Source organism: Gilliamella sp. LMG 34360, assembly GCF_984568995.1.
Window position 1 is genome coordinate 2,937,989 of record NZ_OZ474900.1, and the last position, 14,315, is coordinate 2,952,303.

Genomic DNA, 14,315 nt, shown 5'->3' on the forward strand with positions numbered 1-14,315 from the left:
TATATGTAAGGATTATAAATTATGAAAGAAAAATTATTTATAATGTTACTTTGTTTTTTCTTCTCTAATATTCATGCAGAGATAAAAGATACCAGTATAAAATCAAAGTTAATTCTCGATTCTAAGAACTACATAGGTGATGAACTTATAAGTAAAAAAGAGTTTGCTAAAAAAATAGATTTATCTTGCAATGAGGCTCATCCATATGGAGGAATTGATAAAGAAATCAATGAAGAGAGAGAAAAATGCATCTTTTCTAAGGTGAATTTTGATTATGAAAATATAGTAGACAATATAAAATTAAATGAAAAAATATATTTAACACCTATAAACGGTGTCAATTTATTTTTAAAAAAAACAAAAGAACCAAATTATCCGAAAAACTTATTAGATGATGAAGTTAAAATATATACAGAAATGAATGATAAAGTAATTGATCAGCTAATCATTTACTCTAATGAGTATGATATGGAAAGTTATTATGCAAAATCACAATACTATTTCATTGATAATTATATCTATGTATTAAGTTCTAATATATTAGAAGAAGGGCAAACGCTAAACTTTTGGGGTAAATATTCAGTAGAAAATAATGGCAAATTTAAATTACAAGAATCCATTAAATGTCATTATCTTTTTAAAGAAAGAAAAGAGATGAATGTGTGTAAATAAGTTTAATTGTCAAAATGTTTACGTAGGAAATGAAGAGAATTGGCTAATAACAGGTTGGGTAAACATCAAAGAAGAATATTATAGTTGTTATATAGATATTTATAACCATTACAACAATAGATTAAAGCAAAAAATTAACTTATTGAATAAAAGTAACAATACAATAAAAAAATCTTATTTAAAATTACAGCAAAAAATGGCTTCAAGTTGTTTAGAATTACCACCTCCAGTTTCTGGTAATAGGAGAAAGACCGATCCTTATTTATCTAAAGTTATGTTTTGTTTAATTCAAAATTATAAACAAGAAATAACCAATATTGAAAAACAACTCGCTCACTAGTCAGTAAGTTGGATTTATAAGTATGAAATTATAAAAATGATAAAAAAAGTTAGATAATTACCGAGAAAAAGTTGTGATTTTTACCTGTAACTTTTTCAAAAATAAGGAAAGGATTAACGGTTAACAGATGAAATACTCACATTATTTAGCATCATTATGTTTACTATTCAGCTCCCACTGTTACAGTCAGCACTATCAAATAGAGGATAAATATCGTGGCGACCCATTTTTTAGGAAAATCGACATGAATAAATTAGAAAAAGATTGTACCTATCCACCAAATTATTGGCAATTAGATAATTCAAAGCAACAAGAAGTAGATAATCTTTATCCTTTAAAGAGTCTTAAAAATAGACACTAACATGTTTACAACATTTGGCATAATCCGCTTGATGAAATGATTTTGTCAAAAAGTTTCAGGTTAACTATACGTTTAAGTAAAAAAATGGGGTAAATAGAATAATTGAATATCGAAAAAGTATTATACCAGCCTATAATCTGAACCTATCTGCAACTTATCCTCAGTTGGTATATAATAATTATCATAAATTAATAGTAGAGATGACTTTTGATATCTGATAAAAATATACCAGCACAAAATAAACTGTTAATACAACAATTTTTAGATGCACTATGGCTAGAACGCAATTTAGCTGAAAATACTATTGCATCTTATAAACTTGATTTAATAGCATTAAGTCAATCACTGCAACAACAAGATGTAACGTTATTGACCGCACAAACGGATAATTTACAGAATTTTTTAATGCAGAGAGTTCAAGATGGGTATAAAGCCAGCAGCTCTGCACGTTTACTCAGTGCAACTAAACGATTTTTTCAGTATCTTTATCAAGAAAACTATCGTACTGATGATCCTTCTGCAGTTTTATCATCACCTAAATTACCCAAAAAACTGCCTAAAGATTTAACTGAATCACAAGTTGATGCTTTGCTTGAATCACCTAGTATTGAAGACCCTATTGAGCTTCGCGACAAAGCCATGCTAGAAGTTCTTTACGCCACAGGTTTACGTGTTTCTGAATTGGTTAATTTAGAAATAAGTGATGTCAGTTTACGTCAAGGTGTCGTTCGAATCATCGGTAAAGGTAACAAAGAACGTTTAGTACCACTTGGTGAAGAAGCGATTTATTGGTTAGAATATTATTTTAAATATGCTAGAAATGATCTTTTGAAAAATGGTGCAATTGATGTACTTTTTCCAAGCAGATTAGGAAAAAAAATGACCAGACAGACTTTCTGGCATAGAATCAAATATTATGCCATACTAACCGGCATTAATATTGAGGCTCTTTCCCCCCATGTACTTCGACATGCTTTTGCAACCCATTTGCTTAATCATGGCGCGGATTTGCGCGTGGTACAAATGCTACTCGGTCATAGTAGCTTATCAACCACTCAAATTTACACACATGTAGCAACGGAAAGGTTAAAGCAGTTACACAGCAAACATCATCCTCGAGCGTAGTTCTCAACAAAATAAGGATAATTAAATGAAGAAAATAGTTTTAAGTATAGGTTTGGCATTAATCTCAACTTCAGTACTAGCAGCTAATACAGATATTACAAAAAGCTTAAACCGGTTAGGTTATGAATCCAAAGATATAAAAATTGAGAATAGTCCAGTAAATGGATTTAAAACCGTGATTACGCCTGATGGCATTTTTTATGTTTCTGATGATGGTAAATACTTAACTCAAGGACCTATTTTTGATGTACAAGGTGATGAACCACAAAATATAGCTAATAGCAACAATGTTAAATTAATTAAATCTATTGAGAAAGATGCTATTGTCTATAAAGCTAACAATGAAAAATATGTTATTTCGGTATTCACCGATTATACTTGTCATTATTGTAAGTTATTGCATGAAAATATTAATAAATATTTAGATGCGGGTATTTCAGTACACTATTATGCTTTTCCTCGTGCTGGTGCGGATAGCGAAGTTGGGAAAAACATGCAATCAATCTGGAGTGTAGCGGATCGTAAAGCTGCTTTTGAAAATGCTTACAAAGATAATCCTATCTCTCCAGCAAGCAGTATGATACCTTATGTAACCCAACAATTTAACGTTGGCAAACAAATTGGTATTACTGGCACACCGGCCATTGTTTTAGCTGATGGTCAACTTGTTTCTGGCTATGTTCCTGCTGATAAATTACTGACTATTTTAAATAAAAAATCGGTTAAGTAATATTTAACTAATCATTTTTAATCATTAATTAAAACGAATATAAAGACATATGTTAGCGTTTTGACGCTAACATTTATAATATGAATAAAACCAAAATATTACATCGAAAATTACCTGAAATTTTTCCTGAGTTATCACAAGATATTCCGCGATTATTGCAACGAATATACGCATTGCGTGGTATTAGATCCATGCATGAACTTGATTATACTACGCAAAATTTATGCAATTTTGATAAATTGGATGGGACACAAAATGCTGTTGAAATTCTTTATTCGGCAATGAAAGAGAATAAACGCATTGTCGTTGTCGGTGATTTCGATACCGATGGGGCAACAAGTACGGCATTAATGGTCACAGCACTTAGAAAAATGGGCTGTCAATTTGTTGATTATATTATTCCAGATCGCTTTGAAGATGGCTATGGATTAAGTATAAGCGTAGTAAAAAAAGCTATTTCACAACACACGGATTTAATTATCACTGTTGATAATGGTATTGCTGCTGTTGAAGCGGTCGAGTATGCAAAGCAAGCTAATTTAACGGTGATTATTACTGATCATCATCTCTGTCCTGAACAGTTACCCAATGCTGATGCCATAATCAATCCTAATTTACCTGATTGTGCTTTTCCATCTAAACATTTGGCTGGCGTCGGAGTAGCCTTTTATTTTATGCTGGCATTAAGGGCTAAATTACGTAAGGAAGATTGGTATACAAAGAGAAATTTAACGCCATATAATGTTACTAATTTACTGGATTTAGTGGCCTTAGGTACTATTGCTGATGTAGTAAAACTTGATCACAATAATCGAATATTAGTCCATCAAGGCATAAGCCGAATTCGATCAGGCTATTGTTGTGAAGGAATAAAAGCTTTATTGCAAATTGCTAAAAAAGAGCAGTCGTCTTTCACTGCAACCGATCTCGCCTTTTATGTGGCTCCCCGACTAAATGCAGCAGGTAGAATGGATAATATGTCTTTAGGTGTTGAATTGTTACTTTGTGATGATTTTGATACTGCTTTAGAACAAGCCAAAAATCTTGATATGCTCAATAATGATCGCAAGTTGATTGAGCAAACTATGCATAAAGAAGCATTATCATTTATTCAACAAATTGAAAATCAAGCAACAGCCATTCCTGACATACTTATTGTTTATCATCCTGAATGGCATCAAGGTATTATTGGTATTTTATCTGCCCGATTAAAAGATAAGTATTATCGACCCGTTATCTCATTTGCTTCAACATCAGACGGTTTTTTAAAAGGATCGGGAAGATCAATTGCAGGAATACATTTCCGTGATTTATTAGATGAATTTGATCAGAAATACCCTAATTTAATTGTGAGTTTTGGTGGTCATGCAATGGCGGTAGGTTTAACCATTCGTGAAGAAGATTTTGAACAATTTAAAAATTGTTTTGAAGAGTTAATCAATGCGAAATTAATTAAGACATCACTAGAACCAATTATTGAAACAGATGGTGAAATTGATGGTAAAGATTTTAATTATGCGATCGCAAAACATATAAAAGAAGCAGGACCTTGGGGAGAAGGGTTTGCTGAGCCTATTTTTGATGGAGAATTTATCATTCATCAACAGCGCTTATTTGCAGAAAAACATCTTAGATTGGTTTTGGAACCCCAAAAAGGGGGACCGGTGATTGAAGGGATATTATTTAATGCTAATTTACAACAATGGCCAGATCAATCATTAAAAAATGTCAAAATCGTTTATCATCTGATGGTAGATGAATTTCGAGGTAATCAAATGGCAAAATTATTGATTCGATATTTATGGCCTATCGCATAAGCCATAAAAATCGACTATAATTATCTGGACATTTCGGAATTACATCCAATTGCCAATCAAAACGACAGTGATAACAAAACAGATATTATTATCAGTACATTTTATTAAAGTTAAGGACTAAAAATGCATATTCATATTCTAGGAATTTGTGGCACATTTATGACAGGAATTGCATTAATAGCCCGTTCGCAGGGTCATCACGTAACGGGTTCAGACAAAAATGTTTACCCGCCGATGAGTACACTCTTACAAAAAGAGCATATTGATATTATTGAAGGATATGATCCTTCACAATTGACCCCTACCCCTGATCTGGTGATCATTGGTAATGCGTTATCAAGAGGTAACCCTTGTGTTGAATATGTGCTTGATAATAATATTCCTTATATTTCAGCTCCCCAATGGTTACATGACAATGTTTTATGCGAGCGCTGGGTTATTGCGGTTGCAGGTACACATGGTAAAACAACCACAGCTGGAATGGTCAATTGGATTTTAGAAAAACAAGGTTATAAGCAAGGTTTTGTTATTGGTGGTGTACCTGGTAATTTTGATGTATCGGCAAGATTAGGCGAAGGTAACTTTTTTGTTATTGAAGCTGACGAATACGATTGTTCATTTTTCGACAAACGCTCAAAATTCATGCATTACTGCCCTAAGACATTAATCATGAATAATTTAGAATTTGATCATGCTGATATTTTTGATGATCTTGCTGCAATCCAAAAGCAGTTTCACCACTTAGTTCGTTTAGTACCAAGTAAAGGACTTATCATCACGCCACAAGATGATGTTAATTTAAAACAAGTACTAGCTAAAGGTTGCTGGAGCGAACAAAGTTTTACGGAATCTGAAACAGGTTGGTTAGCGCAACGTATTAACAGTGATGCCAGCCATTTTGCGGTTTACTACAATAGCGAAAAAGTGGGCGAAGTTAAGTATTCTTTAGTCGGTGAATATAACATGCATAATGCGTTGATGGCTATTGCTGCAGCTCATAATGTTGGTATTAAGCCGACGGATGCTTGTGCAGCACTCGGTTCATTTATCAACGCCAAAAGACGGTTAGAACTTTATGGTGAAGTTAATAATATTGAAATATATGACGATTTTGCCCATCATCCAACTGCAATTTTGGCAACACTTGAAGCATTACGTAGTAAAATTGGCGCTAATCGCCGAATTTTAGCCGTTCTTGAACCTCGTTCAAATACAATGAAGCTTGGAGTATCAAAAGATGAGTTGGCGCCATCACTTGGTCGTGCTGATGAAGTTTACTTATTCCAACCTGAACAATTACCATGGTTAGTAGCGGATGTTGTTGATGGTTGTATTCAGCCTGCATATTGGTCTGGCGATATCGATTTACTTGTCGAAATGATAACAAAATCGGCTAAACCGACTGATGCCATTTTAATTATGAGTAATGGCGGTTTTAGCGGAATACATAATAAAATATTAGAAAGCCTAAAAAAACAACAGTTAAAAAAGCAAATGAATGAACAATCATTAATCTAATCATTGATTAATTTACCTGTATGATTTTGCCACTTAATGTGGCATCTCATTTACAGAAAGAGGCAGTATCATGCAATACTTAGTTACCTCGTCTGAAATGAAGCATTACGATGCTTATACCTCAAATGAAATTGGCTTACCCTCCCTAGTACTCATGGAACGTGCGGCACTAGCCGTTGTGAACCAACTCAGTAACAATAACTATAATTTAAATAAAGTGGCTGTAGTATGTGGATACGGTAACAATGGTGGTGATGGTATTGCCGTTGCTCGCCTACTAAAATTACAACATATTGATGTGGATGTTTATTTAATTGGTAAGCCAGAAAATGCTTCCGATGAAACATTACAGCAACTTAAAATAGCCCAGCATTATAATATTACCTTTGTAACATCACCCACTGATTCCTTTGCCAAATATACAACTATTGTTGATGCCATTTTCGGTATAGGGCTTAATCGTATTGTCACTGGCGACTTTCTTCATACGATTGAATTGATTAATCAAAGTAATGCTGAAGTGCTTGCGGTTGATATTCCCTCAGGACTTTGCAGCAATACAGGTAAAATTCTTGGTATTGCAGTCAAAGCCAAACAAACGGTAACGTTTGCCTATTCAAAAATTGGTTTATCACTTTACCCTGGGGTCGAATTAGCTGGTGAAGTCTCGATTGCAGATATTGGTATCTATGCAAATACCCCAGCAAGTCATTATACTTATCAATCTAACGAGTTGAGTCAATTACTACCATGCCGATCAGATAATAGCCATAAGGGTAGCTATGGTAAAGTATTGATTATTGCTGGTTCAGAAAATATGTCTGGAGCCGCGTTCTTTTCGGCTAAAGCCGCTTATAAAACCGGTGCAGGGTTAGTACGTATTTACACACCAATATGCAATCGTGATATTTTATTGACTCAACTACCTGAAGTATTACTTACGCCATATATTCCCCAAAAAATTGATATAAAAAACCTCGAAGAATTAATAAATTGGGCTTCAGTCATTGTGATTGGACCAGGAATGGGCGTATCCGATGATACTCATAAAATCCTAGCGCACGTATTGCAATACGCTACAATTCCTATAATTATTGATGCTGATGGACTTAATGCCTTGGCTACGAATTTAGAATTACTTCAACGAGCTCAGTCAACGGTTATTGTCACACCTCATCTGGGCGAAATGTCTAGATTAGTCAATCTACCGATAGAAAAAATTAAATCTAATCTCATCACAACAGCTAAAAAATTTGCAAAAGACTTTAACGTAATCTGTGTTCTAAAAGATGCAAAAACCATTGTCGCAATACCTGAACACGCCACTTATATTAACCAATCCGGGAATAATGGTATGTCTACCGGGGGGACGGGTGATGTTTTAACGGGAATAATGGCTGGACTTATCGCTCAACATTTATTGCCGACAAAAGCAGCCCCAGTAAGTGTTTACTTACATGGATTAGCCGGTGATGCTGCTTTAAAAAGACATAATAAATATAGTTTATTAGCCAGTGATATCATTGAAAGTTTAAATGATATATTACATGTTTAGCTATAAAAATAACCTTAAATTTTAAATTTACCCAGTAAGGATTATTCATGAATGAAATTAACGACATGATAAAATTGTTATGTCGCCGAATAAAAATGGCTAGAATCGAAAAAAATTTATCGCAACAAGAACTTGCCGAAAAATCTCAAATTGGTATAGCAACAATAAAACGTATTGAGCAAGGCGAATCAATCACATTACAAACATTAATTTCAGTTCTTAAAGGATTAGGCGAACTCGATCAGCTTAATAACTTACTTGCCTACAACGAAGCCATTCACAAAACCTCAGCTGACCAACCAAAACGGAAAAGAAAAAAACGAACAACAAACAAAGAAAAAGTTGACGTACTTGTTGAAAATGATTTTTTACGTTCTAAAGTGAATACCATGCGCTGGAAATACTAAAAAATTCAAAAAATAAAACGCTAAAACTGAGGATATAACATAATTTTTATCTTCGCCAATTATAAAAAAGGCGAAGATAAAAAATGAGCTCTTAACTACAATGTACCGTAATTGCTAATCCACCTCGAGATGTTTCTCGATATTTAGCATTCATATCTTTACCCGTTTCATACATTGTTTTAATCACTTTATCTAAAGTTACTTTTGCTGCCGTTATTCGTCTCAACGCCATTCTTGTGGCATTGATAGCTTTCACCGCTGCAATAGCATTACGCTCAATACATGGCACTTGCACTTGCCCTGCAACAGGATCGCAAGTCAAACCTAAATTATGTTCCATCGCAATTTCGGCAGCCATACAAACTTGCTCGGGATTTCCGCCTAAAAGCTCAGCTAATCCTGCCGCAGCCATTGAACAAGCTACACCTACCTCACCTTGGCAACCAACTTCCGCGCCCGAAATAGAAGCATTCATTTGATAAAGTTGACCAATTGCACCACAAGTTAAAAAGAATCGAATATAGATATCAGGCGTAACTGGGTTAATAAATTTATCATAATAACCCAATACCGCTGGAATAATACCGCAAGCACCATTAGTTGGAGCCGTAACCACACGCCCTCCTGCTGCGTTTTCTTCACTCACAGCAAGTGCAAACATATTAACCCAGTCAATAATTACCATTGGATCGCTTATGATCTGATCTTTGGTTGTAGATAGCTGTCGATAAAGAGAAAAAGCTCGACGTGGCACTTTAAGTGGTCCAGGTAATAAACCTTCTGTATTCATACCTCGTTTGATACATTCTAAAATAGTTTGCCCTACGCGTGAAAAGTAATCTTCAATTTCTTCATACGAATGAAATTGCAGCTCATTTTTCATCATAATACTGGAAATTGATAAAGAATTATCTTCACAATGTTTCAATAATTGTGCAGCAGAAGAAAAACGATAAGGCAGTTTTACTGATTCGGTTTTTTGCTTTGCAAATTGTTCTTCTTCTACAATTTTACCGCCCCCTACTGAATAATAGGTTTTCTGAAACAGGAGCGTTTCACCATTATAGGCACTCAACGTCATACCATTTTCATGGAGAGGTAAAAATTTAGAATGAAACACCATACAACTAGCAAGAGGAAAATCGATTTTGTAGCGATTATCATAAATCGGTAAGCGATGTGTCTGACTGATTTTTTCGATAAAAGATGGAATATTATCAATATTCACCATATCAGGTTTTTCGCCAGCAAGTCCCATAATGATAGCGATATCCGTTTGGTGACCTTTACCAGTTAGCGATAAAGAGCCATAGACATCAGCCACAATTTTGGTTACCGATGACATCATGTTATTACTAATCAGTTGATCAACAAATGCCTTCCCAGCTCTCATAGGGCCAACCGTATGTGAACTTGAAGGACCAATACCAATTTTAAATATTTCAAATACCGAACTCATATTTTTCCCTTTTTGATACTTACGCAACTGTGTTGCGTAAGTTTAAATCTTCATAAATTTACTATTGCAACGAAATGGACAAGGAGCAAATTTACTATTAAAACTATTTTGCCTATTAAAGAATACGAGCCATCGGCTAATGCCGATGGTTTTGTTCATAAAAAATCAAATCAACTACGATAAATAATGGGATCTTTTAAACTAAATTATAAATAGCGGCTGAAATCGCAATAAATCCCATAATCACAATAAACCCATTACTGAGTTTGCCACGATATTGTGCTAATGCGGGTAATTTATGAATTGCATACATTGGCATTATAAACAATAGTACTGCAAGAATTGGGCCACCTAGTGATTCAATTAAACCTAAAATACTTGGATTGAGCGTTGCAATGCCCCATGCTGTTAAAAACATAAATGTTACAGCAAGTTTTTCAAGTTTCTTTTCAGATAGTGTTCTATTACGACTACGTAAAGCTTTATTCACGATACCATTAAATCCTTCTTTCGCACCTAAATAGTGCCCCAAAAACGATTTAGCCATAGCAATAAATGCAATTGGTGGACCAATATACTCAATAACTGGCGAATTAAAACGATTCGCTAAATAAGATAACGTTGAAAGATTTTGCGCTTTTGCTTCTAAAAGTTCTGCAGGCGATAAACAAAGTGCACAACTGAACACAAAAAACATCACCGTTGCAACCATCATAATATTACTTGCTGCAATAATTTTAGTACATTTTGATTCGGCATAATTTTCACCGTATTCTTTACGTTTAGCAACAGCTAAAGAAGAAATGATTGGCGAATGATTAAAAGCAAAAACCATAACAGGAATAACCAACCAAAGTGTCATTAAAATACCGTGTCCACTGTAACCATTGCTGCTAAAAGAAATATTATTAAAAATTTCGCCATTCCATTCAGGAATTAAAAATAATGCCAAAATCATTAGTACCGCGATGAAAGGAAACACCAGAATGGACATAACTTTTACAATAAGCTCTTCACCAAAATGGACAATCGACATTAAAAAAGCGACCAAAATAAATGATAACAAAGCTCTTGGTAGTGACGCCATACCCAGTTGGTGCACCATAAAACTATCGACGGTATTAGTAATACCTACACTATATACTAATAAAATGGGGTAAATAGCAAAAAAATAAAGTATCGTTATCCAATTTCCTGCCGTGCGACCAAACGCTTCTTCAACTACGACTGTGATATCCCCGTCTCTACTTTTACCTGACAATACAAAACGGCATAAAGCACGGTGAGCAAAAAAGGTCATAGGAAAAGCGAGAATTAACATCACTAATAATGGAATCAAACCACCTACACCTGCATTAATTGGTAAAAATAATACCCCTGCACCAATTGCAGTACCATAAAGGCTCAACATCCATAAAGTATCGCTTTTACGCCATTTAGATAACGCAGCATCCTCTTTAGAAGTTGTTATACCCTCGTTAATGGTTAATTGGCCCATATTGAACTACTCCTTTGTCTAAAATTTTGCGCGTATGATATCAATTTAATCTCTTTATCAACGTGATCTACGTCACACAAACACTAAAAAATTTAATATAATCAACATGATATATTTTTGAAAAAATATCTATTTTGATACTTATTGTGTCCCAAAAAATTAAAGTATCAGTTTTAATACTAAATTTTTATAAAATTGCCTGCAATTTCACAATACCCCCCAATTTATAATGCATGATACTTTTGAATTAGATTTGGCGTTTATCGCAAGTAACTTGCTTTGTTTGATACTCTTTTGATGGTCTTATTATCTATTTCACATCAAAAATAACGATAAAATTACTTTAGTGTTGCGCTGGGTACTGCTAAACTAGCAAGCATTTTTAGTATATTTATAAGTAAATTATTTTTCGGGATAAATTCATGCGAACCAGTAAATATCTTCTTTCTACGTTAAAAGAAACGCCAGCTGATGCTGAAGTAATTAGTCATCAATTAATGTTACGTGCCGGTATGATCCGAAAAGTTGCGGCCGGTTTATATACTTGGTTGCCAACTGGTTATCGTGTACTTAAAAAAGTTGAAAACATTGTCCGAGAAGAGATGAATAAAGCGGGAGCAATTGAGGTATTAATGCCTGTTGTTCAACCTGCTGATATTTGGCAAGAAAGTGGACGTTGGGAACAATATGGTCCAGAACTATTACGTATTAAAGACCGAGGTAATCGTGACTTTGTATTAGGACCAACGCATGAGGAAGTAATTACCGACTTACTACGCAATGAAGTGAGTTCATATAAACAATTGCCGTTGAATGTTTATCAAATTCAAACCAAATTTCGTGATGAAGTTCGCCCGCGATTTGGTGTAATGCGTTCACGTGAGTTTATTATGAAAGATGCTTATTCATTCCATACTTCACAAGCATCATTACAAGAAACTTATGATGACATGTACAAAGCTTATAGTGCCGTGTTTACTCGTGCTGGCTTAAACTTTAGAGCCGTACGCGCCGACACAGGGTCAATTGGAGGTAATTGGTCACACGAATTCCAAGTTTTAGCTGATAGTGGTGAGGATGATATTGTCTTTTCAACTGAATCGGATTATGCAGCCAATATCGAAATGGCACAAGCATTAGCGCCAACTCAAAACCGTGCAGCACCGACTAAAACAATGAAAATGGTTGATACACCAAATGCCAAAACCATTGATGAATTAGTTCAACAATTCAATTTACCAATTGAAAAAACCGTTAAAACATTAATGGTAAAAGCGACTAAAGAAAGTGGTCATCAATTAGTTGCATTATTGGTACGTGGTGATCATACTCTAAATGAAATCAAAGCTGAAAAAATTGACATTGTTGCTTCACCACTAGAATTCGCAACTGACGAAGAAATTCGCGCTATTGTCAATGCTGGCCCTGGTTCATTAGGTCCAATCAACCTTAATATGCCAATCATTATTGACCGAGATGTCGCAGTAATGAGTGATTTTAGTGCGGGCGCCAATATTGATCATAAACATTACTTTAATATCAATTGGGAACGAGACGTTACCCTACCGCGCATTGAAGATATTCGTAATGTGGTTGAAGGGGACATTAGTCCAGATGGTAAAGGCACATTGCAAATTAAACGTGGCATTGAAGTTGGGCATATTTTCCAACTTGGAACGAAGTATTCAGAGGCGATGAAAGCAACTGTTCAAGGCGAGGATGGACAAAACCACGTTATGATCATGGGTTGTTATGGCATTGGCGTAAGTCGTATTGTAGCTGCAGCGATTGAACAATGTCACGATGAGCGTGGAATTGTGTGGCCAGAAACCATCGCGCCATTTAGTGTTGTCATTATTCCTATGAACATGCATAAATCTGAAAAAGTACAAGCAACGGCAGAAAAACTTTATGCAGATTTACAAACTGCAGGTATTGATGTGTTGTTTGATGATCGTAAAGAGCGACCAGGTGTGATGTTTGCAGATGCTGAGTTAATTGGGATTCCGCATACCATTGTTATTGGTGAACGAAATCTGGATAATGGCGAAGTGGAATATAAACATCGTTGTGGTGGTGATAAAGAGATGGTGAAAATTGAAAACATCATTGAATTTATCCAAAACCGTCGTCAATTGGCTTAAAAATTAATAAATTGCATCTATTTATGCTGTACACAACACAACAATTAAGATCTTGTTATGATTTTATCAAAGTAAAATTAGCAAATTCATTAATGCTGTGTTGTGTCTGCTTGATGATAATTGGCTGTCAATCTAATATGAAACCGAGTGATAATTTACCCGATAATTTTTATAAAATATCTGATGATCTTTCCCGGTCAGAACAGCCAACCAGAAAACAGATACAATATCTTGAAAAGTTAGGCTTTAAAACCATAATTAACTTACGTTTACTGCATAGTGATCGCGATAAGTTAGAAAATACGGATCTTTCCGAAGTTTGGATCAAAATACGAGCAGGAAATATTTCTGACGAAAAAATAATTGAGATACTAAAAGCCATTAATCAATCGCCCAAACCAATATTAATTCATTGTTGGCATGGTAGTGATCGCACAGGTGTTGCTGTAGCTATGTATCGTATAGTCTTCCAAAATTGGTCAAAATCTCAAGCCATTAATGAATTAATGAAACCTGAATTTGGTCATCACTATAATGTTTACCCTAATATTGTCAAATATATCGAAAATGTTGATATCGAAAAAATTCGAGCCGCTGTATTCCAATAATTTATTATTTTTTATCATTAACGCCTGATATACCTAACAGTTGATGAGCAATTCAAAGTGAAATTGTCCTTTTTTTCGGCT

General features: G+C 34.6%; 12 protein-coding genes. 10 read left to right on the top strand and 2 right to left on the bottom strand.

Annotated elements, in window-relative coordinates; all coding sequences use genetic code 11:
- The first annotated feature begins 21 nt into the window (after nucleotides 1-21).
- The 8 genes from AC5LW9_RS13195 to AC5LW9_RS13230 all read left to right on the top strand — a co-directional run bounded on the left by AC5LW9_RS13195 (nucleotide 22) and on the right by AC5LW9_RS13230 (nucleotide 8,525).
- Entirely contained in the window at nucleotides 22-672 is a 651-nt protein-coding gene (locus AC5LW9_RS13195; protein WP_198228644.1) for a hypothetical protein, read from the top strand.
- Nucleotides 673-1,139: 467 nt separating this feature from the next.
- Nucleotides 1,140-1,373: a hypothetical protein gene (locus tag AC5LW9_RS13200; protein WP_493456038.1), complete on the top strand. Its 234-nt coding sequence runs from the start codon at nucleotides 1,140-1,142 to the stop codon at nucleotides 1,371-1,373.
- A gap of 225 nt (nucleotides 1,374-1,598) precedes the next feature.
- Nucleotides 1,599-2,498, top strand: a complete 900-nt coding sequence (xerD, locus tag AC5LW9_RS13205; protein WP_025314577.1) for a site-specific tyrosine recombinase XerD — start codon at nucleotides 1,599-1,601, stop codon at nucleotides 2,496-2,498.
- Nucleotides 2,499-2,523: 25 nt separating this feature from the next.
- Nucleotides 2,524-3,228 carry a bifunctional protein-disulfide isomerase/oxidoreductase DsbC gene (dsbC, locus tag AC5LW9_RS13210; RefSeq protein ID WP_493456039.1) on the top strand — a complete coding sequence of 235 codons (705 nt, stop codon included), beginning with the start codon at nucleotides 2,524-2,526 and terminating at the stop codon, nucleotides 3,226-3,228.
- A gap of 80 nt (nucleotides 3,229-3,308) precedes the next feature.
- A complete protein-coding gene (gene recJ, locus AC5LW9_RS13215; RefSeq protein WP_493456040.1) occupies nucleotides 3,309-5,045 on the top strand; it encodes a single-stranded-DNA-specific exonuclease RecJ in 1,737 nt (578 codons plus the stop codon).
- Nucleotides 5,046-5,168: 123 nt separating this feature from the next.
- Nucleotides 5,169-6,563 carry a UDP-N-acetylmuramate:L-alanyl-gamma-D-glutamyl-meso-diaminopimelate ligase gene (mpl, locus tag AC5LW9_RS13220; RefSeq protein ID WP_493456041.1) on the top strand — a complete coding sequence of 465 codons (1,395 nt, stop codon included), beginning with the start codon at nucleotides 5,169-5,171 and terminating at the stop codon, nucleotides 6,561-6,563.
- A 70-nt stretch (nucleotides 6,564-6,633) separates the two neighbouring features.
- On the top strand, nucleotides 6,634-8,118 hold the full coding sequence (locus AC5LW9_RS13225) for an NAD(P)H-hydrate dehydratase (RefSeq protein ID WP_493456042.1): 1,485 nt from the start codon (nucleotides 6,634-6,636) through the stop codon (nucleotides 8,116-8,118).
- A 47-nt stretch (nucleotides 8,119-8,165) separates the two neighbouring features.
- Nucleotides 8,166-8,525, top strand: coding sequence for a helix-turn-helix domain-containing protein (locus AC5LW9_RS13230; protein WP_493454626.1), 360 nt, complete (start codon nucleotides 8,166-8,168; stop codon nucleotides 8,523-8,525).
- 91 nt (nucleotides 8,526-8,616) lie between these two features.
- Here the strand turns inward: AC5LW9_RS13230 and AC5LW9_RS13235 are convergent, their stop codons facing one another.
- Nucleotides 8,617-9,984 (bottom strand): L-serine ammonia-lyase, encoded by a 1,368-nt coding sequence (locus tag AC5LW9_RS13235; RefSeq protein ID WP_493456043.1) that lies wholly within the window; start codon nucleotides 9,982-9,984, stop codon nucleotides 8,617-8,619.
- 196 nt (nucleotides 9,985-10,180) lie between these two features.
- Nucleotides 10,181-11,482: a serine/threonine transporter gene (locus tag AC5LW9_RS13240; protein WP_493456044.1), complete on the bottom strand. Its 1,302-nt coding sequence runs from the start codon at nucleotides 11,480-11,482 to the stop codon at nucleotides 10,181-10,183.
- A gap of 422 nt (nucleotides 11,483-11,904) precedes the next feature.
- Here AC5LW9_RS13240 and proS point away from each other — a divergent pair, with 422 nt between their 5' ends.
- Both proS and AC5LW9_RS13250 read left to right on the top strand, forming a co-directional pair.
- Entirely contained in the window at nucleotides 11,905-13,626 is a 1,722-nt protein-coding gene (gene proS, locus AC5LW9_RS13245; protein WP_493456045.1) for a proline--tRNA ligase, read from the top strand.
- Nucleotides 13,627-13,649: 23 nt separating this feature from the next.
- Nucleotides 13,650-14,234 carry a fused DSP-PTPase phosphatase/NAD kinase-like protein gene (locus tag AC5LW9_RS13250; RefSeq protein WP_086326232.1) on the top strand — a complete coding sequence of 195 codons (585 nt, stop codon included), beginning with the start codon at nucleotides 13,650-13,652 and terminating at the stop codon, nucleotides 14,232-14,234.
- Nucleotides 14,235-14,315: the final 81 nt, after the last annotated feature.

Excerpts from the sequence above, each read along its gene's own strand:
- dsbC (WP_493456039.1), top strand. The coding sequence starts at position 2,524 with ATGAAGAAAATAGTTTTAAGTATAGGTTTGGCATTAATCTCAACTTCA.
- AC5LW9_RS13240 (WP_493456044.1), bottom strand. The coding sequence starts at position 11,482 with ATGGGCCAATTAACCATTAACGAGGGTATAACAACTTCTAAAGAGGAT.
- recJ (WP_493456040.1), top strand. The coding sequence starts at position 3,309 with ATGAATAAAACCAAAATATTACATCGAAAATTACCTGAAATTTTTCCT.
- AC5LW9_RS13230 (WP_493454626.1), top strand. The coding sequence starts at position 8,166 with ATGAATGAAATTAACGACATGATAAAATTGTTATGTCGCCGAATAAAA.
- AC5LW9_RS13195 (WP_198228644.1), top strand. The coding sequence starts at position 22 with ATGAAAGAAAAATTATTTATAATGTTACTTTGTTTTTTCTTCTCTAAT.
- AC5LW9_RS13250 (WP_086326232.1), top strand. The coding sequence starts at position 13,650 with ATGCTGTACACAACACAACAATTAAGATCTTGTTATGATTTTATCAAA.
- proS (WP_493456045.1), top strand. The coding sequence starts at position 11,905 with ATGCGAACCAGTAAATATCTTCTTTCTACGTTAAAAGAAACGCCAGCT.
- AC5LW9_RS13235 (WP_493456043.1), bottom strand. The coding sequence starts at position 9,984 with ATGAGTTCGGTATTTGAAATATTTAAAATTGGTATTGGTCCTTCAAGT.
- AC5LW9_RS13200 (WP_493456038.1), top strand. The coding sequence starts at position 1,140 with ATGAAATACTCACATTATTTAGCATCATTATGTTTACTATTCAGCTCC.
- mpl (WP_493456041.1), top strand. The coding sequence starts at position 5,169 with ATGCATATTCATATTCTAGGAATTTGTGGCACATTTATGACAGGAATT.
- AC5LW9_RS13225 (WP_493456042.1), top strand. The coding sequence starts at position 6,634 with ATGCAATACTTAGTTACCTCGTCTGAAATGAAGCATTACGATGCTTAT.